At 69.5% G+C, this 26,418-nt stretch carries 29 protein-coding genes; 15 read left to right on the top strand and 14 right to left on the bottom strand.

Annotated elements, in window-relative coordinates; translation table 11 throughout:
• Together ACIA8G_RS17305 and ACIA8G_RS17300 are read left to right on the top strand one after the other, a co-directional pair.
• The gene (locus ACIA8G_RS17305; RefSeq protein WP_396419473.1) at positions 1 to 2,598 is read left to right on the top strand and encodes a TNT domain-containing protein; all 2,598 of its coding nucleotides are present in this window, start codon (positions 1 to 3) and stop codon (positions 2,596 to 2,598) included.
• On the top strand, positions 2,595 to 2,855 hold the full coding sequence (locus ACIA8G_RS17300) for a hypothetical protein (protein WP_396419472.1): 261 nt from the start codon (positions 2,595 to 2,597) through the stop codon (positions 2,853 to 2,855). The genes ACIA8G_RS17305 and ACIA8G_RS17300 overlap by 4 nt, the downstream gene beginning before the upstream one ends.
• On the opposite strand, the gene hisN is transcribed toward ACIA8G_RS17300, so the two are convergent.
• Positions 2,836 to 3,615 (bottom strand): histidinol-phosphatase, encoded by a 780-nt coding sequence (gene hisN, locus ACIA8G_RS17295; protein WP_396419471.1) that lies wholly within the window; start codon positions 3,613 to 3,615, stop codon positions 2,836 to 2,838. The genes ACIA8G_RS17300 and hisN overlap by 20 nt on opposite strands.
• Before the next feature lie 31 nt (positions 3,616 to 3,646).
• On the opposite strand from hisN, the gene ACIA8G_RS17290 reads away from it, so the two are divergent.
• Positions 3,647 to 4,321, top strand: a complete 675-nt coding sequence (locus tag ACIA8G_RS17290) for a response regulator transcription factor (RefSeq protein WP_396419470.1) — start codon at positions 3,647 to 3,649, stop codon at positions 4,319 to 4,321.
• On the top strand, positions 4,321 to 5,595 hold the full coding sequence (locus ACIA8G_RS17285; protein ID WP_396419469.1) for an ATP-binding protein: 1,275 nt from the start codon (positions 4,321 to 4,323) through the stop codon (positions 5,593 to 5,595). The genes ACIA8G_RS17290 and ACIA8G_RS17285 overlap by 1 nt, the downstream gene beginning before the upstream one ends.
• A gap of 58 nt (positions 5,596 to 5,653) precedes the next feature.
• Here the strand turns inward: ACIA8G_RS17285 and ACIA8G_RS17280 are convergent, their stop codons facing one another.
• The 4 genes from ACIA8G_RS17280 to ACIA8G_RS17265 all read right to left on the bottom strand — a co-directional run bounded on the left by ACIA8G_RS17280 (position 5,654) and on the right by ACIA8G_RS17265 (position 9,901).
• The gene (locus tag ACIA8G_RS17280; protein ID WP_396419468.1) at positions 5,654 to 6,475 is read right to left on the bottom strand and encodes a methyltransferase domain-containing protein; all 822 of its coding nucleotides are present in this window, start codon (positions 6,473 to 6,475) and stop codon (positions 5,654 to 5,656) included.
• 57 nt (positions 6,476 to 6,532) lie between these two features.
• Complete coding sequence (locus ACIA8G_RS17275; RefSeq protein ID WP_396419467.1) at positions 6,533 to 7,066, bottom strand: GtrA family protein; 534 nt, start codon at positions 7,064 to 7,066, stop codon at positions 6,533 to 6,535.
• Positions 6,996 to 7,595: a GtrA family protein gene (locus tag ACIA8G_RS17270; protein ID WP_396419679.1), complete on the bottom strand. Its 600-nt coding sequence runs from the start codon at positions 7,593 to 7,595 to the stop codon at positions 6,996 to 6,998. Before ACIA8G_RS17270 ends, ACIA8G_RS17275 begins: the two co-directional genes overlap by 71 nt.
• Positions 7,596 to 7,696: 101 nt before the next feature.
• On the bottom strand, positions 7,697 to 9,901 hold the full coding sequence (locus tag ACIA8G_RS17265) for a sigma-70 family RNA polymerase sigma factor (protein ID WP_396419466.1): 2,205 nt from the start codon (positions 9,899 to 9,901) through the stop codon (positions 7,697 to 7,699).
• 139 nt (positions 9,902 to 10,040) lie between these two features.
• Here ACIA8G_RS17265 and ACIA8G_RS17260 point away from each other — a divergent pair, with 139 nt between their 5' ends.
• From ACIA8G_RS17260 to ACIA8G_RS17245, 4 genes are all read left to right on the top strand, one after another.
• Positions 10,041 to 10,808, top strand: a complete 768-nt coding sequence (locus tag ACIA8G_RS17260; RefSeq protein WP_396419465.1) for a GGDEF domain-containing protein — start codon at positions 10,041 to 10,043, stop codon at positions 10,806 to 10,808.
• Positions 10,809 to 10,923: 115 nt separating this feature from the next.
• Positions 10,924 to 11,304, top strand: a complete 381-nt coding sequence (locus tag ACIA8G_RS17255) for a GntR family transcriptional regulator (RefSeq protein ID WP_396419464.1) — start codon at positions 10,924 to 10,926, stop codon at positions 11,302 to 11,304.
• Entirely contained in the window at positions 11,301 to 12,095 is a 795-nt protein-coding gene (locus ACIA8G_RS17250; protein WP_396419463.1) for an ATP-binding cassette domain-containing protein, read from the top strand. The genes ACIA8G_RS17255 and ACIA8G_RS17250 overlap by 4 nt, the downstream gene beginning before the upstream one ends.
• On the top strand, positions 12,092 to 13,039 hold the full coding sequence (locus tag ACIA8G_RS17245) for a hypothetical protein (protein ID WP_396419462.1): 948 nt from the start codon (positions 12,092 to 12,094) through the stop codon (positions 13,037 to 13,039). Before ACIA8G_RS17250 ends, ACIA8G_RS17245 begins: the two co-directional genes overlap by 4 nt.
• Here the strand turns inward: ACIA8G_RS17245 and ACIA8G_RS17240 are convergent.
• Entirely contained in the window at positions 12,997 to 13,758 is a 762-nt protein-coding gene (locus tag ACIA8G_RS17240; protein ID WP_396419461.1) for an NAD-dependent epimerase/dehydratase family protein, read from the bottom strand. The two genes, ACIA8G_RS17245 and ACIA8G_RS17240, sit on opposite strands and share 43 nt — an antisense overlap.
• A gap of 67 nt (positions 13,759 to 13,825) precedes the next feature.
• Between ACIA8G_RS17240 and ACIA8G_RS17235 the strand changes: the two genes are divergently transcribed.
• From ACIA8G_RS17235 to ACIA8G_RS17220, 4 genes are all read left to right on the top strand, one after another.
• Positions 13,826 to 14,656, top strand: coding sequence for a helix-turn-helix transcriptional regulator (locus tag ACIA8G_RS17235; protein WP_396419460.1), 831 nt, complete (start codon positions 13,826 to 13,828; stop codon positions 14,654 to 14,656).
• Positions 14,620 to 15,810: a 5-(carboxyamino)imidazole ribonucleotide synthase gene (locus ACIA8G_RS17230; protein WP_396419459.1), complete on the top strand. Its 1,191-nt coding sequence runs from the start codon at positions 14,620 to 14,622 to the stop codon at positions 15,808 to 15,810. The genes ACIA8G_RS17235 and ACIA8G_RS17230 overlap by 37 nt, the downstream gene beginning before the upstream one ends.
• The gene (gene purE, locus ACIA8G_RS17225) at positions 15,807 to 16,295 is read left to right on the top strand and encodes a 5-(carboxyamino)imidazole ribonucleotide mutase (protein WP_396419458.1); all 489 of its coding nucleotides are present in this window, start codon (positions 15,807 to 15,809) and stop codon (positions 16,293 to 16,295) included. Before ACIA8G_RS17230 ends, purE begins: the two co-directional genes overlap by 4 nt.
• A gap of 78 nt (positions 16,296 to 16,373) precedes the next feature.
• On the top strand, positions 16,374 to 17,537 hold the full coding sequence (locus ACIA8G_RS17220) for an acyl-CoA dehydrogenase (RefSeq protein WP_396419457.1): 1,164 nt from the start codon (positions 16,374 to 16,376) through the stop codon (positions 17,535 to 17,537).
• Between the two features lie 20 nt (positions 17,538 to 17,557).
• Here ACIA8G_RS17220 and ACIA8G_RS17215 read toward each other — a convergent pair whose 3' ends face one another.
• The 5 genes from ACIA8G_RS17215 to ACIA8G_RS17195 all read right to left on the bottom strand — a co-directional run bounded on the left by ACIA8G_RS17215 (position 17,558) and on the right by ACIA8G_RS17195 (position 20,213).
• Positions 17,558 to 18,007: a macro domain-containing protein gene (locus ACIA8G_RS17215; protein ID WP_396419456.1), complete on the bottom strand. Its 450-nt coding sequence runs from the start codon at positions 18,005 to 18,007 to the stop codon at positions 17,558 to 17,560.
• 66 nt (positions 18,008 to 18,073) lie between these two features.
• Positions 18,074 to 18,430, bottom strand: a complete 357-nt coding sequence (locus tag ACIA8G_RS17210; protein WP_396419455.1) for a hypothetical protein — start codon at positions 18,428 to 18,430, stop codon at positions 18,074 to 18,076.
• Between the two features lie 98 nt (positions 18,431 to 18,528).
• Positions 18,529 to 19,347 carry a hypothetical protein gene (locus ACIA8G_RS17205; RefSeq protein WP_396419454.1) on the bottom strand — a complete coding sequence of 273 codons (819 nt, stop codon included), beginning with the start codon at positions 19,345 to 19,347 and terminating at the stop codon, positions 18,529 to 18,531.
• Between the two features lie 66 nt (positions 19,348 to 19,413).
• Positions 19,414 to 19,890: an SRPBCC family protein gene (locus ACIA8G_RS17200; RefSeq protein ID WP_396419453.1), complete on the bottom strand. Its 477-nt coding sequence runs from the start codon at positions 19,888 to 19,890 to the stop codon at positions 19,414 to 19,416.
• Positions 19,887 to 20,213, bottom strand: coding sequence for an ArsR/SmtB family transcription factor (locus ACIA8G_RS17195; protein WP_396419678.1), 327 nt, complete (start codon positions 20,211 to 20,213; stop codon positions 19,887 to 19,889). The genes ACIA8G_RS17200 and ACIA8G_RS17195 overlap by 4 nt, the downstream gene beginning before the upstream one ends.
• A 313-nt stretch (positions 20,214 to 20,526) precedes the next feature.
• On the opposite strand from ACIA8G_RS17195, the gene ACIA8G_RS17190 reads away from it, so the two are divergent.
• The 3 genes from ACIA8G_RS17190 to ACIA8G_RS17180 all read left to right on the top strand — a co-directional run bounded on the left by ACIA8G_RS17190 (position 20,527) and on the right by ACIA8G_RS17180 (position 22,834).
• Entirely contained in the window at positions 20,527 to 21,459 is a 933-nt protein-coding gene (locus ACIA8G_RS17190) for a trypsin-like serine peptidase (RefSeq protein ID WP_396419452.1), read from the top strand.
• A 76-nt stretch (positions 21,460 to 21,535) separates the two neighbouring features.
• Positions 21,536 to 22,312, top strand: coding sequence for an META domain-containing protein (locus ACIA8G_RS17185; protein WP_396419451.1), 777 nt, complete (start codon positions 21,536 to 21,538; stop codon positions 22,310 to 22,312).
• A gap of 105 nt (positions 22,313 to 22,417) precedes the next feature.
• A complete protein-coding gene (locus ACIA8G_RS17180; RefSeq protein ID WP_396419450.1) occupies positions 22,418 to 22,834 on the top strand; it encodes a DoxX family protein in 417 nt (138 codons plus the stop codon).
• Here ACIA8G_RS17180 and ACIA8G_RS17175 read toward each other — a convergent pair.
• The 3 genes from ACIA8G_RS17175 to ACIA8G_RS17165 form a co-directional block, all read right to left on the bottom strand.
• Positions 22,815 to 23,498: a TIGR03089 family protein gene (locus ACIA8G_RS17175; RefSeq protein WP_396419449.1), complete on the bottom strand. Its 684-nt coding sequence runs from the start codon at positions 23,496 to 23,498 to the stop codon at positions 22,815 to 22,817. The two genes, ACIA8G_RS17180 and ACIA8G_RS17175, sit on opposite strands and share 20 nt — an antisense overlap.
• Before the next feature lie 9 nt (positions 23,499 to 23,507).
• Positions 23,508 to 24,695 carry an LCP family protein gene (locus ACIA8G_RS17170; protein WP_396419448.1) on the bottom strand — a complete coding sequence of 396 codons (1,188 nt, stop codon included), beginning with the start codon at positions 24,693 to 24,695 and terminating at the stop codon, positions 23,508 to 23,510.
• A gap of 68 nt (positions 24,696 to 24,763) precedes the next feature.
• Positions 24,764 to 26,311 (bottom strand): LCP family protein, encoded by a 1,548-nt coding sequence (locus tag ACIA8G_RS17165; RefSeq protein ID WP_396419447.1) that lies wholly within the window; start codon positions 26,309 to 26,311, stop codon positions 24,764 to 24,766.
• Positions 26,312 to 26,418 lie beyond the last annotated feature (107 nt).

The following is a 26,418-nucleotide window of genomic DNA, read 5'->3' as shown; positions in this document are numbered from 1 at the left end:
ATGGGCATCGAGCTTCCCGCCGAACTCACCGCGGTCGCCGCCAAGGCGGGTGTGTCGTGGCCCAAGGCGGACGAGGACGCCATGCGCGCCAGTGCCACCGCCTGGCGCGACGCGGGCGACAAGATCAAGGGCCTCGGCACCTCCTCCGACGGCGCGGCGACGCGTGCGTTGGACGGCCTGACCGGCGCGACCGGCGACGCCGCGCGCGGCCGGTGGGCGAAGGTCGTGGCACCGGACGGCGACCTGCAGCGCGCTTCTCGCGGCTGCCACGCCGCCGCCGACCGGCTCGACCACGCCGCCCAGCAGGTCGGTGCCGCGAAGGTCGAGATCGTCCGCGAGCTGGTGACGCTCGCCAAGAACAACGACGCGGCCCAGGCTTCGGCGGGTGCGGGCAACCCCAACGCGTTGCTCGGCCTCGACACCCTGACCCGCGGCACCGCGGCCAACGTCGCGAACCTGCACAGCACCCTGTCCTCCGCGATCCGCCTCGACAGCGGCGTGGACATGAGCCACGGCTCGCCGCCCGTCAACACCGCGCCCGGTGCCCACGGCCCCTCCGGTGCGCCCGCCGGCGGCATCCTCGCGCCCGTTGCCGCGGTTGTCGCGCCGGTCGCAGAAGTAGCCGCTCCGGTGGTCGGCGCGGTGACCGCTCCGGTCGCCCCGGTCGTGGGCGCGGTGACCGCACCCGTGGCCCCGGTCGTCGGTGCGGTGACGGAGGCCGCTGCCCCGGTCGTCGGTGCCGTCACGGAGGCCGCCGCCCCGGTCGTCAACGCTGCAGCGCCGGTGGCCACACCCATTGCCGCTGCCGTTCAGCCCGTCGTGGAAGCGGTGCCGGGCGGCCGCGAAGTCGCTGCCCCCGTGTTCGACGCGGTGGACGGCCGCGGTGAGGCTCCCCCGGCCGAGGGCCGTGGCGAGACCCAGAACAAGGGCCTGCTTCCGGGACTGCTGCCCGAGACGGCGCAGTCCGTCGGCCAGGCCGTCCCGCAGGTGGCACAGCCGGTGGCCGACGTGATCCCGAGCGTCCAGGGCACCCTCGGCCCGATCGCCGAGGGCACCACGCAGGCCTCTGCGGCGGTCCTCGACCAGCCGCTGGTCCGCGGTGAGGTGCCCGGCCAGACCTCCGCCGCACCCCAGTCCGCCGCTCCCGCCGCCCCGGCCGCGCCGACGGCCCCGACCGTGGGCAGCCCGCTCGGTGGCGGTGCGCCCGTCGGCGGTCCGCTGGGCGGTGCTGTCGGCGGCGCCGTGGGTGGTGCGGTCGGTGGCGTCGCGTCGGCGGCTCCCGCGGCCGCCGGACAGGTGGGTGCGGTCGTCGGCCAGCAAGGTGGTGCGCAGGGCCAGGCTCAGCAGGCCGCCAAGGCCACCGACGTGAAGGCACCGGACGCCAAGGCCGGCCCGGCCGCGCAGGCCGCGCAAGCCGCAGCGGCCAAGACGGGCGTGCCCGGCGCGGCAGCGGCAGCGGGTCAGGCGCTGAGCGGCCAGGCGGGTCAGCTCGGCGGTCAGTCGAGCCAGTCCGGCAACCAGCTCCCCGGCCAGTCCGGCAGCCAGCCCGCGCAGGGTCAGTCCGGCAACCAGGGCTCCAGCCAGGGCCAGCCCGGCCAGGCAGGCGCCAAGGACGCGCTCGCCAAGGACCCGGCAGCCAAGGACGCCCTCAAGGACGCGCTCGACAAGGAAGCCGCGCTCGGCGACCTCGGCCCCGACGGCCTCACCACGGGCACGAACAAGGTCGGCGACACGATCGCCGCACCCGCGGCCCCAGGAGCCGGAGTGGACCTCGGCTCTGGTGCCCAGCCGGTCGCCGTACCCGCGGCCCCAGGAGCCGGAGTCGACCTCGGCACCGGCGCCCACTCCACGAGCGAGACCGTCCCCTCGGCCCCGCAGGCAGGCGCCCTCACCGACCGCCTCGACAACCGCGAGCAGGCCCTCGCCAACCCCGGCATCGCCTACGACATCGCCCGCCACACCTACACGGCGGCCGCCGTGGGCAGCTGGTTCATGGCGGTGTTCATCGCCGCGGGCCAGCTCCCGCGCCTGGCCCCGAAACCTGCCCGGCAGCTCCCCGCACCCCAGACCCCGGAGCAGCAGGCGATCCCGCGGTTCGCCCCGCAGGACCACCCGCAGGCCGGCCTGGTCATCGCGACCCCCGCCCAGAGCACGAAGCAGTCCGCGGGCCTCGGCAAGGATCACCCGATCGTGCAAGAGCTCCTGGCCGGCTACGACCAGCTCGCCGGGATGCACGAACGCGACTGGGAAAGCCTGTTCCAGAACGAGGACGGCACCCCGAGATGGCCGGTCGAACGCGAGGGCGGCTACGAGGACAGCCAGCCCGAGATCCTCAAGGCGGGCGCGGAGCTCGACAGGTTCGGCACCGCGGAAGGCCGCGTCCTCGCCAAGCTCGGCACGCCGTTCGCGGAGCGCTCGCTGCCGCCGGGCGCGGCCGGCGAGGGCTACCACCGCTACCAGGTCACCAGGGACCTGCCCGTGCACCGCACGATCAGCGCGCCCTGGTTCGGCCAGCCCGGCGGTGGTTCCCGGTACCGCACCACCTACCCCGTCGCGGACCTCGTCGCGCTCGGCTACCTCACGGAGATCACCGCATGAACGTCGAGACGCTGCCCGAGTGGCTGACCAAGATCGGCGTGCCGGACGACGTCGTCAGCATCGGTGTGGAGGCGGACCAGCGCTGGTGCCTCCTCACCGACGAGGACGACAAGGGGCATGAGGTGTTCTGGCAGGAGCAGGGCAACCGCTACGACTGGGCCCGGTTCGACGACGAGAGCGTGGCGTGCCACTACCTCTTCGGCCGGCTGGCCTGGGCCCAGGTCGCGCGCGGAAGTCTTACCGTGCCAACAGCTTGAGTGCAGCCTCGTGCAGGTGGCCGTTCGACGTCAGCACGTTGCCGCCGTCGTAGCGCTCCTCACCTTCGAGTGAGGTGAAACGGCCACCCGCCTCGGTCACCAGCACCTGGAACGGCGCGATGTCCCACGGGTTCGCCACGGCCTCTGGCGCGAGGTCGATGGCGCCCTCGGCGACCAGGCAGTGCTGGTAGAAGTCGCCGAACGCGCGGCTCTCCCAGGTCGCGTCGACCAGCCTCAAGAAGGCCTCGCGTGAGTGGTACTCCACCCACGACTTGATGTCCGTTGTGGACACGTACGCGTCCTCCAGCGACCGCACCCCGGACACGGAGATCGCGCGCTCACCGGCGGCATCAGAGGCGAACGCGCCGCCCCCGGCCGCGGCCCACCACCGGCGGCTGAGTGCGGGCGCCGACACGACACCCACGACCGGGATGCCGTCCTCGACGAGGGCGATGAGCGTCGCCCAGATGGGTACACCGCGCAGGAAGTTCTTGGTGCCGTCGATCGGGTCGAGCACCCAGACGCGGGCGGCGTCCAGGGTGCCGCCGCGTTCTTCTCCCATGACGACGTCGTCAGGGCGTTCCAGGGCAAGCACAGCACGCACCGCGTCCTCGACCGCGACGTCGGCGTCGGTCACGGGCGTGCGGTCCGGTTTGCGCTCGACGGCGAGGTCGTGGGCGCGGAATCGGGTCGCGGTGATCGCGTCGGCGGCGTCGGCGAGGCGCAGGGCGAGTTCGAGATCAGCATCGTGGCGTGACACGCGGCGATCGTTCCACGAATACGCTGGGGTCGTGAGCGTGGTGTTGCTGGCCGAGGACGATCCGGCCATTGCGGAACCGCTCTCCCGCGCGTTGACGCGGGAGGGATATTCAGTGCAGGTCGTGGGGGACGGGCCGAGTGCCTTCGACGCCGCGATCGCCGGGGGAATCGACCTCCTGGTGCTCGATCTCGGGCTGCCCGGCATGGACGGCCTGGAGGTCTGCCGCAGACTCCGGCAGAACGGCAGAGGCATCCCCGTGCTGATGCTCACAGCGCGAGCGGACGAGGTCGACTTCGTGGTCGGGCTCGACGCCGGCGCGGACGACTACGTCGCGAAGCCGTTCCGGCTCGCCGAGCTGATGGCGAGGATCCGGGCTCTGCTGCGCCGCCGCGCGCCGGGCACGCTCGAGGTCAACGGCGTGCGCGTCGACCTGGCCGCCCGCCGAGTGACCGTCGACGGCGGCGAGATCCAGCTCGCGAACAAGGAGTTCGAGCTGCTCAAGGTGCTGATCCAGCGCGCGGGCCAGGTCGTGAGCCGCGACGAGATCCTCTCCGAGGTGTGGAACGACCCGGACCTCAAGGGCAGCAAGACGCTCGACATGCACATGTCGTGGCTGCGCCGGAAGCTCAGCGACGGCACGCCGAACTCGGCCGAGAAGCGCATCGCGACCGTGCGCGGCCGCGGCTTCCGCTTCAACGCCGACTGATGCGCCGCCGCATCCTGCGGGCGATCCTGCTCGCCGTCGCAGTCACCGGGTTCGTGCTCGGCATCCCGCTCGGCTACACGGCGTTGCAGCTCGTCGAGGACAACGCCCGCGGCGTCCTCACCGAACGCGCCCAGCGGATCGCGACGACGCTGGACGACCAGCTCGCCGACCGGCAGGGCATCGACATCGAGGCCGTCAAGATCGCCGTGCCGACGGACGGCCGCCTGACCGTCACGTCGGGCGGCGCGACGAGCGTGACCGGCCCGTCTCCCGGCCCCGACCCGCTGACCGTGGAGCTGCCGATCGCGCAGCAGGGCACCGTGCGGCTGGAGATCCCCTCCGCCCCGATGCACACCACCCAGGCCCAGGTCGCGGGCCTGGTGCTGCTCCTGCTGGCCCTCTCGGTCGGCACCGGCACGGTCGTGGCATTGGTGACCGCGCAAACGCTCTCGCGCCCGTTGCGCTACGTCGCCGCCCGCGCGTCACGGCTGGGCGCAGGCGACTTCCGCGCCGACGAGCAGCGCTACAACATCCCCGAGCTGGACGCGGTGTCCGAAGCCCTCGACACCTCCGGCACGGCCCTCGCGCGTCTCGTCCAACGCGAACGCGAGCTCGTCGGCGACGTCTCGCACCAGCTCCGCAGCCGCCTGACCGCCCTGCAGCTGCGCCTGGAAGCCCTGGCCGACCACCCGGAACCGGACACCGCGGCCGAGGCCCGCGCGGCCCTCGAACAGGCCGAACGCCTGGCCGCCGTCCTCGACGAGCTCCTCGCCGCAGCCCGCGCGGCCCGATCCGTGGAGGCCGAGCCGCTCGAACTCCGCCCGGCCCTGAACGCGATCGCCGAGGAATGGCGTGAGCAGGTGAAGAGCCAGGGCCGGGCGCTGCGCGTCCGCGTCCCGGACGGCCTGCTCGCCAGGGCCACCCCGGCCCGCCTCCGCGAGGCCATCGGCGTACTCCTCGACAACGCGCTGCGCCACGGCGAAGGCTCCGTCGTTCTCACCGCACGCAGCGAAGAAGGCACCGTCGTCGTCGAGGTCAGCGACGGTGGCGCGGGCGTCCCGGACGAGCTGGCGGCGCACATCTTCGAGCGCGGCGTCTCCGGCGGCGGCTCGACCGGCGTGGGTCTTGCGCTGGCGCGTGCCCTGGTCGACGCGGACGGCGGCCGGTTGGAGCTGTCGACGGCGCGGCCGGCGACCTTCGCGGTCTTCCTGCCGGTGCCGAAGGCCCAGGACGTGGTCGGCATCTCCTGGAAGACGCCGAGCACACCTCGCTAGTGCCGTAACCGCCTGCCTTCGCCGCGTCTTCCGGCGCTCAGCAGGGCGCCTCACGGCACTAGGGCTTCTCAGCCGAGATCAGGAGATAACCGGCCTCCGGCAGCGTGCTGAAGCGTTCGAGCATGTCCTTCAGCCAGTCGCTGGCGCCTGGGCCGTGCACCCGTTCGGCCAGCTCGGGGTTGGTGAACACCGGCTCGCCGATCGCCACGATGGAGTTCCGCACGTGCGCGGTCACGTCGGTGACGTCCAGCACCCGCAGACCGGCCTCCTCGACCACCGCCCGGTACTCCTCCGCGCTGACCAGCGAGTTGACCGACCCGGCCCGGCAGAAGTCGGCCAGCGTCGTCCGCGCCTGCTCGGTCTCCGGCGGTCTGCGCAGGTAGATGTCGCTCAGCGCGAACCTGCCGCCCGGCCGGAGCACCCGCGCCGCCTCGCGCAGCACCGTCAGCCGGTCCGGCATGTGCAGCAACGACTCGACGGCCCACGCCGCGTCGAACGACCCGTCCTCGAACGGCAGCCGCATCGCGTCGGCGAACTGGAAGGACGCCCGGTCCGCGAGCCCGGCGGCCGCGGCACGCTCCTGTGCCTGGCCGATCTGCCGCTCGCTGATCGAGATCCCGGTGACGCGCACGTCGTGCTCGGCGGCGAGCTTCAGCGCGGGTACCCCGACCCCGCAGCCGATGTCCAGGACGTGCTGGCCGGCGGTCGGTCCGAGCCTCGTGACGAGCTGCTCGGTCATCTGCTCGCAGGCACGCGGGAAATCGGCCTGATCCGCGTCGTCGTGCCAGTAGCCGAAGTGGATGTTGCCCGCACCCGGCTCGGTGATCGCGTCGGTCAGCTGGTCGTAGAAGTCGCCGACATCGGCGGCAGAGTGAGACATGACTCGGTCTTACCGAGCCTGGGGACGATCAGCAGCCGCCGAACGTGCGGTGCCGGTTCACGAGTGGCCGAGCGCCTCTTCCTCGTCCAACGGCCGGCGCCCACGCGCGTTCTGCTCGGGGAACACCCAGGTCTTGTAGCCGTACCAGCGGAAAGCCATCGCGATGAGCGTGCCGATGATCTGCGCGCTCAGGAAGTCCGAGACCTCTTCGGTGAATCGCGACACATGCGGTTCCTGCAGGTGGAACGCGTACCGCGCGATGTACAGCGGTGCCGAGTTCAGCACGATGCCGATGCCGTTGACCAGGAAGAACAGCGCTGCCTCGTGGTGACGCTCACGTCCGCCGCGAGTGCGGAAGGACCACTCCCGGTTGAGGATGTACGACACGATCGTGGCGACCAGGGTCGCGATGATCTTCGCCGTCACCGGGTTGTTCGGCAGGACGATGGTCTTGATTCCGAAGAACAAAACCGTGTCGATCACGAAGCACGTGCCCCCGACCAGGGCGAACTTGACTAGTTCACGATGCTTCAGCGCGATTGATCGAATCGGCTCCGGAAACCTGGAGACCACTGTTTCGGCTAGGGACACGCGACGAGTCTACGGAGATCGGGTGAACGCGCCGGTCCGGTCGTGCTCCCGCGTCGGGGAACACCCAGCGCCGCATCGCCCAGAACTTGAAGCCGGTGGCGAGCAGCATGCCGATGATCGAGCCGGAGACGAAGTCCGCGATCTCCTCGGTCATGACCGAGACGGCGGGCGACTGCAGGGCGAACAGGTGCCGCGACATCCACAGCGGCAGGATGTTGATCGCCACGCCCAGGCCGCTGACCAGGAAGAACAGCGCCGCCTCGTGGTGGCGCTCGCGGCCGCCGCGGGTGTGGAACGACCATTCGCGCGACAGCACGTACGAGGCGATGATCGCGACCAGGACGCCGATGACCTTCGCCGTGACGACCTTGTCGGTCAGGATCGTGAGCTTGAGCAGGTACCAGACACCGTTGTCGATGAGGAACGTCGTGCCGCCGACCACGGCGAAACGGATCATCTCGCGGTGCTTGTGCAGGAGGAACTGAACTGGTTCCGGGAAGCGGCTCAGGGCACGGCGAACGACTGGCAGCACCAGGGCAGCTTACGGATCATGCTCACCGCCCCCGCCTCCGGGTGTCACTTTCGGCCACCCTGAGGCACGTCACCTGCACGTTCCGTTACGTCAAAAGATCAACTTCGGGCGGGCTTGCACGGCCACCCGAGCAGGTCCGGGATCAGCGGCGGGCGCCAGCCGGGCCACGGCTCGCACGGTTCCGACGTCGGAGGCGGTGTGGTCGGCACCGGGGTCGACGGCGGCACGGTCGGCGAAGGCTCGGTCGGCGGAGGCAGCACCGGCGGGAGAACCGGCGGCACCGTCGGAACGGGCAGGGTCGGCTTGCCCGGCGTCGTCGGGTCCGCCGGCACGGTCGGCTTGGTCGGCGGCGTGGTCGTCGTCGGCGGCACGGTCGTGGTCGGGTCCGGCGTCGGCGGCTTCTCGTCGTCGACCGGCGGGTGGTCCGGCCGCGTCTTCACCGGCACGGTCACGGACTTCTTCGCGTTGCCCAGCGACGCCGAGACGGTGATCGTCCCGCCCCGGTGAGGCAGGCCGAACGCCCAGATCGCCAGCCGGAACTTGCCGCCCTTGTCCAGGTCAGTGACGCAGTGGATGGAATTCTTGTCCGTGCGCGTGCACTCGCGGGACGGCGTGTACACGACGATGTTCTCCGACGACGACACGTCGAGCTTCAACGTGCCGGCGCGCGGGCCGATGTTGCGCACCTGCACGTCGACGCGCGGGTCCCAGTAGACCTCGTGCCACGTCGACACGGTGAGCTCGATGTCGTCGTTCACCGGCGGCACGTCGACTGCGACGCTGACGTTGACCGAGATCGCGGCGCCCGCGCTGATGGTGCCGGTGATCGTCCCCGGCACCGCCTCGTGCGTCGCGCGCAGCCGGAACAGGAACGTGGCCTGGCCGCCGGGCGCGATGCCCTGCGGCGTCGCGCAGGTGATCGTGCCGCCTCCGGCCGGGCAGTTCACGGTCTGGTCGGCCGAACCGTCCGGTTGCAGCAGGCGGGCGGACGCGAACGAGGCCGGTCCTCCCGTGGACAGCACGCCCGGCGGGAGGTTCAGCACCATGCTCGCGGGCGGTGCCGCGGTGCCGCCGCTGTTCCGGACGGTGATCGGGAAGTCCTTGGGCTCCTCGCCGGGCGTGAGCGTGTACCCGCTCGGCGTCGTCGGCGTGAGCGACGGCGGCGTGGGCGTCGGCGCCGGGGTGGGCGGGGTCGGCGTCGGTGACGGCGGCGTGGGAGTCGGTGACGGCGGCGGCGGGAGCTGCGGCGGAGGTTGCGTGGCCGGTGGCGGCGTGGGAGCCGGTGGCGGCGGAGGGGGCTGCTGGACCTGCGTTTGTGCAGGTGGTGGCGGTTCCACGGCGGCCTGCACGGCCGGCTGCTGCTGGTTGCCGCCACCCGCGGTCAGCGCGATCACCACGGCGGCGGCCACCGCTGCGGCGGAACCGCCGACGGTGACCAGCTGGCGGGGGATCGAGGCACCGACCGCGCCCGCGCCGCCGGCGGCCGCACCGGCGCCGACGACGGCGGTGGTCGTGCCGGCGACCGCGAGGTAGGTCGTGGCGCCGATGCCCAGCACCAGCGGGGCGACGAAGATCCGCAGCGCGCCGTTGACGTCCGCGAGCTCGGCGGCCAGCGCCCGGCAGCGACCGCACTCGTCGAGGTGCGCCTCGACCTGCGTCGCCTCGCGCTTGGACAGACCGGCGCGGGTCCACGCGCCGAGCCGGTCGACGGTCGCCTTGCAGCGTTCCGCGTCGGTCTCGGCCAGGTGCATCTGCAGGTACTGCTGCTTGAGGCCCTCACGGGCGCGGTAGGCGAGCGCGGACACGCCGTTGGCCGTCAGCCCGAGCAGCGGGGCGACGTCGGCGGGCGACTGGCCCTCGATCTCGGTGTGCCAGAGCACCATCTGCCAGCGTTCCGGCAGCGCGGCGAACGCGCGGGCGGCCAGCGACCGCTCCAGCCCGGCCACCGCGGTGTCGCTGAACATCACGGGCGGCGCGACGTCGGTCATGTCCTCGGTGAGGTCGACCTTCTTGTCGCGGCGCGTCTTGTCGTAGGCGGTGTGGCGCAGCGCCGTGAGCAGGTACGCGCGGAACGCCGAGTCGGGGCCGCGGCCGGCGCGCAGGGTGTCCAGGACCTTCGCGAACGCCTCGGAGACCAGGTCGTCGGCCTCCGCCTGCGAGCGGGCCAGCTGGCGGGCGAGGTTGTACGCAGCAGCGACGTGCCGTTCGTACAGCTGGCCGTAGGCGTCGATGGTCCCGCCACGCACGGACTCGATGAGTTCCGCGTCGCTGGGCCCCTGGACGTCTGCAGGAACGGTCGCCAAGTCTCGTTTCCCTCCTCGCGGCGCTCAGTGTGACCTACGACGCGGCGCAGAGTCATCTCAATCCCCCGCGCGGGTTGCGTCACGAGTCGGCGTCGGCTGCGTCTCCCACCTGGAATCGGGAGAACTGGAGGGAGACCGGGTGGGTGTCGCACAAGCGGAACGCCTCCTGAAGTCGAGGTGGCGGAACGCCACCATGGCCGCAGGCTGGGCGTTCCCCGCAGACTGGCCGCTCGCCGAGGTCGACGAGGTGTGCGCGGCGATGCTGGAGAACGCCGACCCCGGCGACGCGCTGGTCCGGCTGGGCCGCGCCCGCGCCGAGGCAGGGGCGGGACTCAGCGAGACGCTGCTGGACCTGGCCGCGCTGCACGCCGTGCTGACGGACCCGTCGCACATCGTGTCGCCGAACGTGGACGCACTCCCTTCGCGGATGTTGCGCATGACAGCGCTGGGATGGGCGGACGTGGTGACGAAACAGGCCGGCGACTGCGCGGCCGAAGATCCTCTGACCGGCCTGGCGACAGGCGCGTACCTGCGGACTCGTCTGGGTGAGGTGTACCGGGAGACCCCCGTCGCGCCCCTGGACTACGCGCTGGTCCTGCTGCGCCTCGACGTGCATCGCGCCTCGGGCTGGTCCCGGGTCGTCGCGATGACCCTCGTCTCGGACGCACTGCGCACGGTGTTCGACGGTGGCGAGACCCTCGCGACCTTGGGTCCGTGTGTGGCCGCGGTGCTGGTCCGCCGCGACGAGACGCTGGCACGGCGGATCTCGAACCTCCGGGTTCTTGCCGCCGATCGGCTGGCCGACGATCCCAACGTGCGGCCCACCGGGCCCGCGAAGGTCTGGCTGGAGCGCTTGCCGGACACGCACGCCGACGCGTGCGCGCTCCTCACCTCGCTCGGGCGCTGACTCCCCTGTCCCGCGCCCGCACTTCCCGTCCCCACCGGAAGTGAAGGGACCCCTTCCCGCGCTCTCCAGAAGTGTTCTATTGTGCTAGTTCACTAGAACAATCTGGGGAGCGTGCGTGGTCGAGTTCCACGTGGACCGCGGCAGTGGCCTGCCCGCCTACCTGCAGCTCGGCAGGCAGGTGCGGGAGGCCATGAGACTCGGCTGGTTGCAGCCGGGTGATCGGTTGCCGACGGTCCGCGATGTCGTCGCGACGAGCGGCGTGAACGCGAACACCGTGCTCAAGGCCTATCGCGAGCTGGAGCTCGCCGGCCTCGTCGAAGCCCGTCAGGGCTCCGGCACCTTCGTCAAGGCTTCCTTGGGGTCCGCCGCCCCCGAGGCCTTGGACTCGCTGCGCGAAGTGCTCGCCGGCTGGGTCGCGGAGGCACGCTCCGCCGGGTTGGAGGACGAGGACATCGACGCGCTGGTGCGCGAGGTGCTGAGTGGGGGAGCGCGATGAGCGTGGTTGCGGCCGAAGTGTCGAAGTGGGCGGTGCGAAACGTCTCCTTCGACCTGCCGCCGGGCAGCGTCACGGCTTTGGTGGGGGCCAACGGTTCCGGCAAGTCGACACTGCTGAACGTGCTGGCCGGGCACCTGCCGCCGGAATCGGGGCACGCGGCGATCGCGGGCCGGGTGGCGTATGTCCCGCAACACAAGCCGATGTACAAGAGCTTCAAGGTCGCCGACGTCCTGGAGTTCGGCCGCCGGATGAACAAGGTGTGGGACAACGACCGCGCCGACGAGTGGCTGACCAGGTTCAAGGTGCCGCGCCGGTTGCAGGTCGGCGATCTGTCCGGCGGGCAGCGCACTCACGTGACGCTGGCGCTGGCACTGGGAGCGCGTCCGGACGTGCTGCTGCTCGACGAGCCACTGTCCGAACTGGACCCTCTCGCACGGCGCAAAGTCATGCGGGAACTGCTGACCGAGGTGAACGACAACGGCATGACGCTGGTCTTCTCCACGCACGTCGTCGCGGAGATCGGCGGCGTGGCCGACCGGTTGCTGCTGCTCGCCGACGGGCGGCTGCTGGTCGACGGCGAGACCGACGAACTGCTGGAACAGCACGTTCTCTACACAGGCCCACGTGTCACGGATCCACCGGTGGAGGGGCGCGTGGTGCTGGCGAAGCACAGCAAGTCGCAGTCGTCGTACCTGGTCCGCTCCGGCGGTGCCCAGATCGCCGAGCCGTGGACCGCTCGGTACGTGACGTTGGAGGAGCTCGTCGTGGCACACCTGGAGCGTGCCGCGTGAGGGCACTCGTCTGGCTGACCTGGCGTCAGCACCGCTGGGTCGTCCTCGGCACCGCGGCCATCGCGTTGCTCGCCGCGTACGGGCTGGTCACCACGGAGATCAACAACGAGTTCCGCGGCGACACGATGTCGATGACCGGCTTCTACGCGCTCATCGTGCAGCTCGTCTTCGGTGCGTTCATCGGCATGTTCTGGGGTGCGCCACTGCTCGCCCGCGAACTGGAGGAGCGCACCTACTTCGTCGCGTGGGGCCAGGACGTGACGCCCACGAAGTGGTTGCGCGGCAAGGTCATCGTGCTCGGCGCCATCGCGGCCGTCCTGGGCGGGCTGGTGGGTCTCGGTGACGGCCTGCGCGGCGCGCAGCTGACCACGTGGTCGACGTTCGAGGCGAGCCCGTTCGTGCAGGCGGGCTACGCGCTGGTCGGCCTCGCCATCGGCGTGCTCACCGGCCTGCTGACCAGGCACGTGCTGACCGCGATGGCGGCGACGCTGGTGTTCGACACGATGTTCCGCCTGGTCATAGTGTTCATGGCGCGGGATCACTACCTGCCGGCGCACCGCGCCATCGCCCGCTGGAACAGCACCGTGGAAGTGCCGAACAACGCGCTCCACACCGGTGGCGGCTTCGTCGGTGCCGACCTGAAACCGGTGGACGTGCCGGAGCAGTGCCTGAAGTTCCCCACCCCGCACAGCTGCATGCGCAGCTCGAACACCGCCGTCGGGACGTACGTCGACTACCAGCCGGTCGAGCGGGCCGGTCTCTTCCGGTTCATCGAGTTCGGGGTGAGCGTGGCGATCGCCGCCGGTCTGTTCGCGATCACGTTCTGGCTGCTGCGCCGTGGCGGCGGGTGGAAGCCGACGCGCTCCCACCGCCGCATCGCGCCGGTCGAACAGGAGAGCGCTCAGAGCACTCCCGCGGCCGCGGCGGCCCAGGCCGAGGGGTAGCGCGGTCGGAAGCCGAGCACCTTTTGTGCCCGGTTGGTCGACACGATCCCCTGCCACGGGTCGAAGTCCTGCTGGACGGCCTCACTGGGGGTGAGGCCGTTCAGCAGGTGCAGCTCCACGGCCGTGGCCGGGTTGTCGTCGGCGATGTTGAAGATCCCGCTCGCGCCGGTGTCCAGGACCTTCGTGATCGCCTGGGCCACATCTTCGTGATGCACCATGTGGAGCCGCTGGTGGCCGGGCCACGTCGACGCCCAGCGCAGCGATTCCTCCAGGTGCGGGTCGCCATCGCCGTAGACGAAGGCCAGGCGCAGGATCGTGGCTTCTTCTCGCGCTTCCAGCACCGCCTGCTCGCCGAGTGCCTTCGTCCGGGCGTACTCGCCGAACTCCGGGCCGGGGGCGGCCGGGTCGTCCTCGGCCGCCGGCCTGCCCAGTCCGCCCGGGTAGACGAGGTTCGTGCTGATGTGGACGAACAGCGGCGCCTTCACGGCTGCTTCGGCCAATGCCCTCGTGCCGTGCACGTTCACACCTTCGTGGTCCGTGCTCGTGCGGAGGCCCGCTGCCAGGTGCACGACCGCGTCCACGCCGGTGACCAGTTCCTCCACCGCCTCGGTGTCCGCCAGCCGGTGGGCGAACGCGCGCACCTCGTGACCCTGTTCGCGCAGCCTCGGCAGGAGCCTGCTGCCGACCCGTCCGGTCGAGCCCGTCATCGCGATCTTCATGCGTTCCAGCGTGTTCGTGCCGCTCTCGGGCAGCCAGGGACGATCGATCCCTGGCTACGGTGGAGACATGCGTGAACTGGCGGGTTTTCTGCGCAGCCGCCGCGAGCGGATGGCGCCGCTCGGCAACGGCCGGCGACGCACACCGGGGCGCCGACGTGAGGAGATCGCGGCGGTCGCGGGCATGTCCGTGGACTACTACACGCGCCTCGAACAGGCTCGTGGCCCGCGTCCGTCGGTGTCCGTCCTGAACGGCATCGCTCGCGCGCTGGAGCTCGACCCCGACGAGCGCGCCCACCTGTTCCGGCTGGCAGGCGAGGCCGTGCCGGAGGAACCCGCGTCCGGTGGCGAAGTGCGCCCCGGCGTCCGGCTGTTGCTCGACCGCCTGCGTGACGACATCGCGATGGTTGTCACCGACGTCGGTGACGTGCTCGCGTGGACACCGCGGGCGGCGCTCGTGCACCCGGACCTTCGCCCCGGCCTGAACCTGCTGCGCGCCTTCTTCCTGGGTGACCAGGACCGCGTGCCCGCCGAGGAGCGCGAGGAGGTCGCCAGGACACACGTCGCCGACCTCAGGGCCACGGTCGCCCGCCGCCCCGCCGCACGGGAGCTGGTCGACGAGCTGATGGCGAGCCCGCAGTTCGCCCGGCTGTGGGCGCAGCACGACGTGGCGGTCCGCCGGTCGGCCCGCAAACGGCTGCGGCACCCCGTTCTCGGCGTGCTGGAGTTCGACTGCGAGGTGCTCGGCGCGCCCGAGCACGACCAGCGACTCGTGATCCACGTCGCACCGGCGGGCAGTGTCACCGCTCAGCGCCTGGATCTGCTGGTGAGCGAGTCGGAAGCTGCAGGTAGGCTGCCTGAACCGTGGACTCCCGTACCCGTCTCCCAGTCGTCGGCATGATCGGCGGCGGGCAGCTCGCCCGCATGACGCACCAGGCCGCGATCCCGCTCGGCCAGTCGCTTCGCGTGCTCGCAGCATCGGAAAACGACCCCGCCGCGTTGGTCGCGCGCGACGTCGTGCTCGGTACGCACACCGACCTGGACGCGTTGCGCGCGTTCGCGAAGGGCTGCGAGGTCGTCACGTTCGACCACGAGCACGTGCCGCAGGAGCACCTGCGTGCGTTGGTCGCGGACGGCGTGAAGGTGCACCCCGGTCCGGACGCGCTGCAGTACGCGCAGGACAAGCTGAAGATGCGGGTGAAGCTGGCCGAGCTGGGACTCCCGGTGCCGCCGTTCACCGAGGTGCACGAAGTCCGCGACGTGCTCCGCTTCGGTGCCACGCACGGCTGGCCGTGCGTGCTGAAGGCGATCCGCGGCGGATACGACGGCCGTGGCGTGTGGATGCTGAACCAGCCGCACAGCGCCGAGCTGGTCGTCCCCGAGCTGCTGGAGGCCGGGACGCCGCTGATGGTCGAGCAGTGCGTGCCGATGCGCCGCGAGCTGGCGGCCGTGGTGGCGCGCTCGCCGTTCGGGCAGGGCGCCGCGTGGCCGGTCGTCGAGACCGTGCAGTCCGACGGCATCTGTGTCGAAGTGCTGGCGCCCGCTCCTCGCCTGGACGGTGCCGCCGCACAGGAACTGGCGCTGAAGGTCGCCGAGGCGCTGGGCGTCGTGGGCGTGCTGGCCGTCGAGCTGTTCGAGACCTCCAGCGGCGACGTGGTCGTCAACGAACTCGCGATGCGCCCGCACAACTCGGGCCACTGGTCGATCGAGGGCGCGCGCACGTCGCAGTTCGAGCAGCACCTGCGTGCGGTGCTGGACTACCCGTTGGGCCGCACAGACCTGATGGCGCCCGCCGTGGTGATGGCGAACGTGCTCGGAGCTGGGGAAACGCCCACGATGGGCCCGGACGAGCGCGTGCACCACCTGTTCGCCCGGTTCCCGGACGCGCACGTGCACCTGTACGGCAAGGAGGAACGGCCGGGCCGCAAGGTCGGGCACGTGACGTTCCTCGGCAACGACATGACCGAGGTCCGCCAGCGCGCACGGCTGGCCGCGGACTGGCTGTCCACCGGCATTTGGTCAGACGGATACGACATTCACGGGAGCTCGGAGTGACTCAGGTTGGCGTGATCATGGGCAGCGACTCGGACTGGCCGGTGATGAAGGCAGCCACCGAAGCGCTCGCCGAGTTCGACGTGCCGTTCGAGGTGAGCGTCGTCTCCGCGCACCGCACCCCCCAGCGCATGCTCGACTACGCCACGTCGGCGGCGTCGCGCGGCCTTCGAGTGATCATCGCGGGCGCGGGCGGCGCCGCCCACCTGCCCGGCATGGTGGCCTCGGCCACGGTGCTGCCGGTCATCGGCGTGCCGGTGCCGCTGAAGTACCTCGACGGCATGGACTCGCTGCTCTCGATCGTGCAGATGCCCGCAGGCGTCCCGGTCGCGACCGTCTCGGTCGGCGGAGCCCGCAACGCAGGCCTCCTGGCCGTCCGCGTGCTGGCCGCGTCGGACGTCGCGTTGCAGGAGCGCATGGCCCGCTTCCAGGCAGAACTCGAGCAGCTCGTACTAGACAAGGACGCGGCGCTGCAGAAGTCCCTCTGAGTGCTCAACAGCACAGCGGCGCCCGACGTGAACGGGCGCTAACATCGTGCCGAGGACTCGCTACTGGGAGGTAACAAGGTGAACCCGAGCTTCGGCACCTATCAGCTCGCCGAGGAGCACGAGGCGCTGCGAGAGGCCGTCCGCTCGCTCGCCGAGAAGGAGATCAAGCCGTTCGCGGCCGAGGTCGACGACAACGAGCGCTTCCCGGTAGAGGCACACAACGCCCTGGTCAAGTCAGGTTTCGCGGCCGTCCACGTCCCGGAGTCCTACGACGGCCAGGGCGCGGACTCCGTCGCCACCTGCATCGTCATCGAAGAGGTGGCCCGCGTCTGCGCCTCCTCGTCGCTGATCCCCGCGGTGAACAAGCTGGGCACCATGCCGATCCTGCTCTCGGCCTCCGAAGAGCTGAAGCAGCTGGTCATGCCCTCCATCGCGTCCGGCGAGGCCATGGCCTCCTACGCGCTGTCCGAGCGCGAGGCGGGCTCCGACACAGCCTCCATGCGCACGCGCGCCGTTCTCGACGGCTCGGACTGGGTGCTGAACGGCACCAAGTGCTGGATCACCAACGCCGGCGAGTCCACCTGGTACACGGTCATGGCCGTGACCGACCCCAACGCCGCGAAGAAGTCCGCGGGCATCTCGGCGTTCGTCGTGCACAAGGACGACCCCGGCTTCTCGGTCGGCCCGAAGGAGCGCAAGCTCGGCATCAAGGGCTCGCCGACCCGCGAGATCTACTTCGAGAACTGCACCATCCCCGCCAACCGGATCATCGGTGAGCCGGGCACGGGCCTCAAGACGGCACTTCGGACCCTGGACCACACGCGCCCGACGATCGGTGCGCAGGCCGTCGGCATCGCGCAGGGCGCTCTCGAGGCCGCTGTCGCGTACGTCAAGGACCGCAAGCAGTTCGGGAAGTCCATTTCGGACTTCCAGGGTGTGCAGTTCATGCTCGCCGACATGGCCATGAAGATCGAGGCTGCTCGGCACATGGTCTACGTCGCCGCCGCCAAGGCTGAGCGTGGGGAGCCGAACATCGGCTTCATCACCGCTGCTGCCAAGTGTTTCGCTTCTGATGTGGCCATGGAGGTCACGACGGATGCGGTGCAGTTGTTCGGTGGCGCGGGGTACACGCGTGACTTCCCGGTTGAGCGGATGATGCGTGATGCCAAGATCACGCAGATTTATGAGGGCACTAATCAGGTTCAGCGCGTTGTTATGTCGCGCGCTGTGCTCAACGGCTGAGTTGGTCTGGGGGGAGCCGGTCATGGCCGGCTCCCCGGCCGGTAGAGGGTGACGGTCGCGTCCAGCGATCCCAGCTTCTCCACGATCAACGGCTCCACGGCGTCCCAGTTCAGCCCGCCGAGGCCCGCGCCGAGCGCCGGCACGGCGATCGACCGGATGCCCAGCTCCGCGATCACCCGCGCCAGGTCGTCCAGCCCGTCCGCGACGTCGGACAGCTTGGACCGCGACCGGAAATGCCCCTTGGTGGGGAAGCTGACGATCCACCGCGGCCGCCCCACCTCCACGACGTGCACCCGTCCGAGCCGCACCTCACCGGCCGCACAAGCCGATGCGTACGTCGCGAAGTACTCCGGGAACCGCTGCTTGAACTGCAGCGCCAACCCCTTGCCCATCACGCCGACGCAGTTCACCGCGTTCACCAGCGCATCGACCTCGGCGTCCAGCAGGTCGCCAGAACCCTGCACGATCACAGCAATCCCCCCAGATGGTGTCCTCATCCCGGATAGTGCCGGACACCACCGACAAGATCACCGAGCTCAAGCCGCCACACAGCTCCCGATCGCCTCACCGATCGCCCCCTTGGCCCCCAGCACACACGGCGACTCCGCGGTCAACGACGAGTCGGAGATCTGCTGAGCGAACGCGATCGCGATGTTCATCATCCGCATCGGACTACCGCTGTCCACGGCCGCCTTCACCGCAGCAGCACGGACTTCCTCAGTCGTGCAACTGAGATCGGTGCCGAACTTGTCAACGCGCGGCATCCAAAGCGCCTTCTGCCCGGACGCGCACGGCGAAACTTCCCAACGTGTCGGCGCGGCCGCCGCAGCGACGGGAGCGGACAGCGCGACGAAGCCGAGCGTGAGGGCCAGAGCTGCGAAGAAACGTCCCATGCCCCGAACGTAACCGGACGTCGAGCACCTGACCGGGGGAACCGTTGCCACGTCAGGTGATTACGCTCCGCCGTGTCCGAAGTGGATGAACGGTGCCATCAGGCGAAGTACAGCGCGGTGGGCAACACGACCAGCGTTGACCGGTCTTCCTCCCACCGCGCCGCGAGGCCGAAGCAGATGGCCGTGACGGACCTGCCGTCCGCGAATAGGGTCTGCCCGTATCTGGTCAGCTGCACGTGTTTGAACGAAAGGCTGATCTCTGCAAGCCCGTCGCTCGACGCGTACAAGGCGATGTTGTTGTCGTCCGTCGAAGCGACCCGGTATTCCGCCTTGATCTTCACGTAACCCTGCATGGATCGCAGGCGGGAATCGGACGACGTGCCACTGAAAAGGTCGACCAGGGAGGAGGTCAAGATTGACCGTTTGTGCTTGGGCTGCTGCACTGTCAGATCGAGCTGGTCCAGCGAGTTGCTCGCAGCAAGCTGCTTCATCACCAGATCGAGCGCGCGTTCAGCGTTCGTTCTTGCCTCGAACGTTTCCCGCACGGTCTCGGAACTGCCGCGCTTGCCCGCAGCCTCGAACACAGAGGCCTTCACGCCCAGCGTGCCTTCGTTCTGACGCCCTTTCTCGACTTCGATCTTCGTCGCTTCGCCCGCCGCGTGTGCCGTCTGGCTGTACAGGCTCATGATCGAGTTCTCGTCGAGGAAGAGGAACGTGCGGATGAGCGTCCGATCGAACTCCGCCTGCTGCTCTGATCCGTGGCCGGCGAGGGTGGCAGGCGTCTTGTTCTCTACAGCCTGAGTGGCGGACTCGTGAGCCTTCTTGCGCTTGGCGGCCTCTTCGGTCACGTAGACACCGAGGCCGTAGGCGGCGATGACGAAGCCGACTGCCATGATCACCAGGAAGAACGTGTCCATGGCCACCCCTGGGCGGGTTTGCGTGAGTGTCTGCTACGCAAACCATCGCCCAAGGTATGACCTTGGTTACAGGGTGGCGAGAACCTCGGCCAGCCGCTCGTAGCTGCGCCCAGCCCCATCCGACATCCCGGTAGCCAGCACGGCATCCCGGGCCTCCTGCGAAACCAGCCGCATGGTGGTGGTCATGGTCGTCTGCCCATCCACCTCAGCGAACGTGATGGTCGTGACGGCCGGCGGGTTGTCCTCGAAGTGCTCGGTGTGCACGACCCGCGAGTGAGGCGTGACCTCGGAGTACTCGCCGTACATCTCGAACGCGCCGGAACCGTCGGGCTGCGCCCAGCCGTAGCGCCACTTGCCGCCCACGCGCAGGTCGACCTCGCAGATCGGCATCTCCCAGCCGTCGGGGCCGAGCAGCCAGCGCTTGATCAGGGACGGCTTGGTGAACGCGTCCCAGACCAGGGTGGCCGGGGCGTCGAACGAACGGGACATGGCGATCTCGGTGTCGGACGGGAGGGACACGGAGGTGCCGAACTTGGTGGTCATGATTCCTGCTCCTTCATCTCGGTCAACAGTGCGTCCAGGCGTGCGTAGCTCGCGTCCCAGAAGCGTCGGTAGTTCTCGGCCCAGACCGCGACGTCGCGAAGAGGTGTCGCGTCGAGCTGGCAGGGGCGCCACTGGGCCTCCCTGCCACGGGTGATCAGGCCTGCCTTCTCCAGCACGCGCAGGTGTTTGGAGATCGCCGGGCCGCTGATGTCGAACGGCTCGGAGAGCTCCTTCACCGTTGCCGGGCCCTCGGTCAGCCGCGCGAGGATCGCCCGGCGGGTCGGGTCCGCCAGTGCGGCGAAGGTGGCGCTCAGCTGGTCCATCTCGTACCTAACCACTTGGTTATCTAACCTCTGGGTTAAGTAAGCCCCGCCGGCCGTCGACTGTCAAGCCCCAACTTCAAGATCAACTGATCGGATAGCGCTTTCCGATCCTGCACATCAGGCAAGGAAATGGCCCGGATGGACCTTTTTCTGGCCGACATGGAATGGGAGTTCTGCTGAATAGAGCAACTTTAATTGCACCCTAGACAGCAGGTCAGAGGCCTCGATACGTTTCCGATGCCGCAAGTTAACCTCGTTTAGTGGGGTATTTCGAATGAGAGCGAAAAGAACTGTTTCGTTAGCGTTTGGATTCGTGCTGGCTGCTTCCGTGCTGGTGCCGACCGCGCAGGCGGCACCGAACGGGAGCTCGGCCAGCCTGGCCAGAACCTCCGACAACAAGATCCAGTCGACGGCCGCGGGCGAGTCCTACTGGACTCCGGAGCGCATGGCCGCCGCGATCCCGGCCGAGGCTCCTGCCACGGTGAAGACCACTTCCGCACCCCAGCCCTCGGGGCGTGCGGGCAGCATCGCCGGTGCCGCGCCGTCGGTGAAGGTCCAGAACCAGCAGGCGCAGGGCATCGGCGTCATGCTCAACGAGTCGCAGACGGTCGGGAAGGTGTACTTCACCAACCCGGTCAACAACCTGAACTACGTGTGCTCGGGTGCGACCGTCAACAGTGGCAAGAAGAAGCTGGTCCAGACGGCGGGGCACTGCGTGCACGGCGGTTCTGGTGGCCAGTGGATGCGCAACTGGGTCTTCGTTCCGCGCTACCGCAACGGCGCACGGCCGTTCGGCACGTGGAGCGCCTACCAGCTCACCGCTCGCACGGCCTGGATCAACTCCAGCAGCAGCGATGAGGACATGGGCATCGTCATCATGCAGACCCTCGGCGGCAACTCGATCGCGAACGTCGTGGGTGGCAACGGGTTGCGCTGGAACTGGGGTTACTCGGTGGCGGTGACGATCCTCGGCTACCCCGCGGGACCGCCGTTCACCGGTGAGCTGCAGTACTTCTGCCAGGGCACGACCTGGAACGGCCACGGCCAGCAGGTGCGGGCCTGGTGCAACATGACCGGCGGCTCGAGTGGCGGTCCGTGGTTGCAGGAGTACAACGACCAGAACGGGCTCGGCTACATCAACAGCGTGGTCAGCCACCGGCACGGTGACCCGGCCCAGATGGACGGCCCGTACTTCGACAACGACATCAAGAGCCTCTACGACTTCGCGGAGTCCCTGTCTCCGTGACGTCGAACATGCCGAAGGCCGGACTCAGGTCCGGCCTTCGGGCAACCCAGGAGATTCTGTGTTCCGTCCTACGTTCATGAGCAACCGAATCCTCCTCGCCGCGCTGGTCGTCACGCTGCTCGCCGTCACCCCCGGCTGCGGCGACAGGTCCCAGGGGGCGCAGGGCAACAGCGCCGCGCTGCAGGGCAAGGTGTTCCTCTCCACGGCCGTCACCGAGCAGGGCAAGCCGCGCCCCCTCGTCGACGGCACGTCGGTCGAGTTGAGCTTCACCGACGACGGCAGACTGAACGCCAGGGCCGGCTGCAACATGATGCAGGCCCCGGTCACCCTCGACGGCGGGAAGATCGCGGCGGCAGAGCTCGCCATCACGCAGATGGGCTGCCCCAACCCCGACCTGTACGCGCAGGACGAGTGGCTGGCCAAGTTCCTGACGGCCAAGCCGTCGTGGCGGATGGACGGTACGAACCTGGTGGTCACCGGAGCCGACTCGGAGATCGTGCTCTCGGCCGAGGCGCCGGCGACGCTCGAGGGCGGCGAGTGGAAGCTCAACGGCCTCCTCCAGGGCGAGACCGCCTCGTCCATCCCCGGCGACGTGCGGGCGACCGTCAAGTTCGCGAACGGCAAGGTCGAGGTGTTCGCCGGCTGCAACAGCGGTGGCGGGGCGTACAAGGTGGACGGACAGATGATCACGTTCGAGCCGTTGGTGTACACCGACAAGGCGTGCGGCGAGAACGAGATGATCGTCGAGAAGGCCGTGCTGGCCGCGCTGAAGGACAAGATCGCGTACAAGATCGACCGCAGCACGCTGACCCTGACGAACGGGAACGGTGACGGCGTGCAACTTAAGAAGTAGCTGTTGGGTTCCTGTCGAAATCGTGAGGTCGTTGAAACCTGTACTAGGTTTTGGTTCGAAGTTGAACTACCGACAGCCAAACGACAGGGATCGGGGATCAGCACCATGGTCAAGGACGTCGCCGCACTCATCGGCCGCATCGGCATCGGCATCGTGTTCGTCGCGCACGGCTGGCAGAAGTTCACCGAGTTCGGCATGGCCGGTGTCGCCGGGTCGTTCGAGAAGATGGGTGTGCCGCTGCCCACGATCTCCGCGTGGTTCGCCGCGACGGTCGAGCTCGGCGGCGGTATCGCGCTGATCGCCGGTGTCGCGCTGCCGATCGTCGGCCTGCTGCTCGCGGTCGACATGATCGGCGCGCTGGTCCTCGTGCACCTGCCGAACGGCCTGCTCGGCGAGGGTGGCTCGGAGCTCGTCGTGGCGCTGGGCGCCGCCGCGCTCGCGCTCGGCTTCAACGGTGGCGCCTACGCGCTCGACCGGGTGCTGTTCAAGAACAGCAAGGTGCTCAACCCAGCTGCTGCGTGATCTTCTCGGTGTCCCGGCGCGCGGCCAGCAGGCCCGCGTCGGGATTGCTCACCTGCACCAGCGAGCCACCGGCCGCGAGCACCGCGAGAAACCCTTCCAGGACACCGGAAGGCACGTTCCACTCCAGAGTGGACAGCACCCGCGGCTCGCTGCCGAGCTTCGCGCCGAGTTCTCGCGCCTGCGCCACCAGATCATCCACAGTGGATTCGCCGAGGGCGGGCGCCGAGCCGGGAAGAGGCTCCCACGGCGTGAAGTCGTCGCCGTGCGCGCGGACGTCGTCCAGGTAGTCGACGGGGGCGCCGGAACCCACACCCCAGGGGTGCAACGAGGCCACGGCCACGACCTCCGCCTCAGCGGTACCGCCGGGCGGCACCACGGCGACCTTGGCGTCCTCGCCCGCACCGACGACGCGGGCACCGCACCACCACGCGCCGAGCAGCAGCCCGGCGGTCTGCCAGTGCGCGGGCAGCAGCACCGCCACCGGGTCACCCGGTTCGACGTCGTGCTCGTCCCGCAGCCAGTTCGCCGTCTTCGCCGCCCAGTTCGCGATGGTCGCGCGGGACAGCTCCATGCGCGAGCCCGCCGCGTCGTCGTAGTGCGTGATCAGCGGACGACCGGAATCAGCCTTCAGCAACGGCGTGAAGAGGATCTCGGTCACGCTCACGCGGAACTCCTAGTCGACACAGGGAACGCTGGGTTGCACCTGAACGGCGTGCGAGCCGTCCAGGGACAGCAGCTTCTCAGGGCCGAACCTCGAGCTGGGAGTCGGGGTAGCGGAGGACGGCGCCGGCTTCGGCGTCTCGCCGATCAGCTGCGCGACCCACGCCTTGACCGCCTCGCGGTCCACCGTCACCACGCTCTGGCCGCGCTCGTTGCGCGCGTCGATGTTCGTCACCGGGATCGTGGCGAACTCCACGTTGCCCGACGCGAGGCCCTGCGCCTGCGTCGCCAGCGTCGCGAGGTCGAGCTTCTCGTCCACCACAACGGACTTCGACACCGCGTCCAGCAGACCGTTCATCTTCCCCGGGTCGGTGAACGTGCCCGCGGACAGCAGCTGCTTCATCGCCTGGCTCATGAACACCTGCTGCCGCGCGATGCGACCGAGGTCACCACCCGGCATGTTCCGCTGCCGCACGAACGACAACGCGTCGCCGCCGGAGATCACCTGCTCGCCAGCCGCGAAGTTCGCGCCCGAGTTCGGGTCGGACGTGCCGGCCTTCAGGCACACCTTCACGCCGCCGATCACCTCGGTCAGCAGGTAGAACCCGTAGAGGTTGATCTCGGCGTAGTGGTCGACGCGCATCCCGGTCAGTTCCTGCACCGCCTGCACCAACGCCTTGCGCCCGGCCTCGTCGGACTTGCGTTCACGCTCCTGCTGGTCACTCACGCCCTCGGCCTGCAGCCGTTCGGCGGTCAGGAACTTCACCGCGCCGTACGCCGAATTGATCTTGTCCTCGCGGAAACCGGCGATCGGCACGTAGGTGTCGCGCGGGATGGAGATCGCGCTCGCCTTGCCACCGTTGCGCGGCACCCGCATCACGATGATCGTGTCCGTGTTCACCGTGTCGGTGCCCTCGGTGCGCAGCTTGCGCAACACGTCGGCGGGTAGCGGACGACCCTGCGCGTCCGTCCGGCTGTCGCTGCCCACGAGCAGGATGTCGATCGCGCCGTCCTCCACGGGCGGCGAGTTCGGGATGTCGTCCAGCACCTCGAGGATCTGCGTGGTGTTGGTGTTCTGCTTGACGAGCCGCAGTGCCGTCCAGAAGTAGCCGGAGAACGCCAACGTTGTCACGGCGACGAGCGCGACGACCGTCCGGCCGGCGACCAGGGCGGTCTTCTTCGCGCGTGCAGCGGCGCTCAACGTGTCCTCCAGGTACGGGATTTGCCTGCTCAGCGTAACGATCAGAATCCCGCGACGCGGGATTTCCGTCAGTTCACGCAGACCAGGCCGCCCGCTGTGATCGGCGGAACACTGCTCGAGGACGGGACCGACGGCGTGCCGGGCGCGCCCTGCGGGTCGACGTCCTCGCCGTCGGCGGGGGACTGGTAGTCGGTGCCGACGAAGACCTGCACCTGTCCCTTTCGGACGGACGCGTTCTGCTCGACCGTCACGTTCGGCCCGAGCTCACCGGCGACCTTGCGCGCGGAACCCTCTTCGCCTGCCGCGTACCGCACGACGGTGGTGTCGCCGAGCTCCTGCGCCGATGCCACGAGACCGCGCTGGAAACCCTTGGCGGCCAACGTGTTCATCACCTGGTTCGCGAGCCCCTGCACGTTCGCCGCGTTGTACACCTGCACGGTGATCGACGAGTTCGGCGGAGCGGGCAGCGAGGTGGCCGTGGTCGGCGACGACGAGCTGGTGGCCGGCTTGTCCGAGGCGAGGTTCGTGAGGAACTTGCGCACCTGCGCCGGGTTCACCGGCAACACGTTGCCGTCGCCGTAGGTGTCCATCGGGTCACCCACCGGGATGGTGCGGAACTCGAAGTTGCCGCCCACCAGGCCCTGCATCTGCTCGGCGAACGTGGTGATGTCCCAGCCCGCGCTGAGGATCACCGACTTCTGCACGGCCTCGACGAGCCCGTTCAGCTTGTCCGTGTCCGTCAGCGTGCCGGTCGACAGCACCTTCTTCGCCAGCGCGCCGATGAACACCTGCTGCCGCACGATCCGGTCGAGGTCGCCGCCGGGCAGGCCCTTGCGCTGCCGCACGAACGACAACGCCTCCCTGCCCTCGATGATCTGCTGCCCCGCCTTGAAGTTCGCGCCGGAGTCGGAGTCCGCGGTGGCCTCCTTCAGACACACCTCGACGCCACCGATGGCCTTCGTGACCTCGTAGAAGCTCGCCAGGTTCACCTCGGCGTACCGGTCGATGCGCACCGATCCGCCGGTCATGTTCTCGATCGTCTTGATCAGCGTCTTGCGGCCGGCGGCCATCGACTCGGTGCGGATCTTCGCCTCGTCGGTCTCGCCCTTCGAGCGCATCTCCTGGTCGACGGTGTTGCGCTGGCGGGCGAACGCCGAGTTGAGCTTGTGCTTGCCGAACCCGTCCGCCATCTCGACGTAGGAGTCGCGCGGGAACGAGATCGCCACCGCGCGCGTGCCGTCCACCGGGATGTGCACGAGGATCATCGTGTCGGTGTTCTGCTCGCCGTCCGCGTAGCCGCCGTTGAGCAGCGCCAGCACTTCCTTCGACAGCGGGTTGCCCTGCGCGTCCGTGCGGCTGTCCATGCCGACGAGGAGGATGTCGACCGCGCCGTCCAGCGGCTTGCGTCCCGCGTCCTTCGCGATGTCCTCGGAGATGACCTCGGTCTTGACGATGCCGTCGTTGGCCGCGCGAAGCTTCGCCCAGCCGTACGACGTGACCAGGAGCACAGCGGCCGAGACGAGCGCGACGAAGATCCGGCCGGTCACCAGGAACGCGCGGAAAGCGGCCGACGGCCGGGTGGCGTCCACCCGTACCGGCAGAGTCCTGCCTTCCACTGCTGGTCCCTCCCCCACTACGTCGAGTTTAGTCGTTTATAAGACACACGACGTGACGTTGCTGTGGGTTGCAACGATTGACTACGTGACAGACTGCGAGCGGGGAA

It is taken from the genome of Lentzea sp. NPDC051213, assembly GCF_044455585.1.
GTDB lineage: Bacteria > Actinomycetota > Actinomycetes > Mycobacteriales > Pseudonocardiaceae > Lentzea.
The sequence above is the reverse complement of the archived record's forward strand: the minus strand, read 5'-3'. Positions and strand labels throughout refer to the sequence as shown.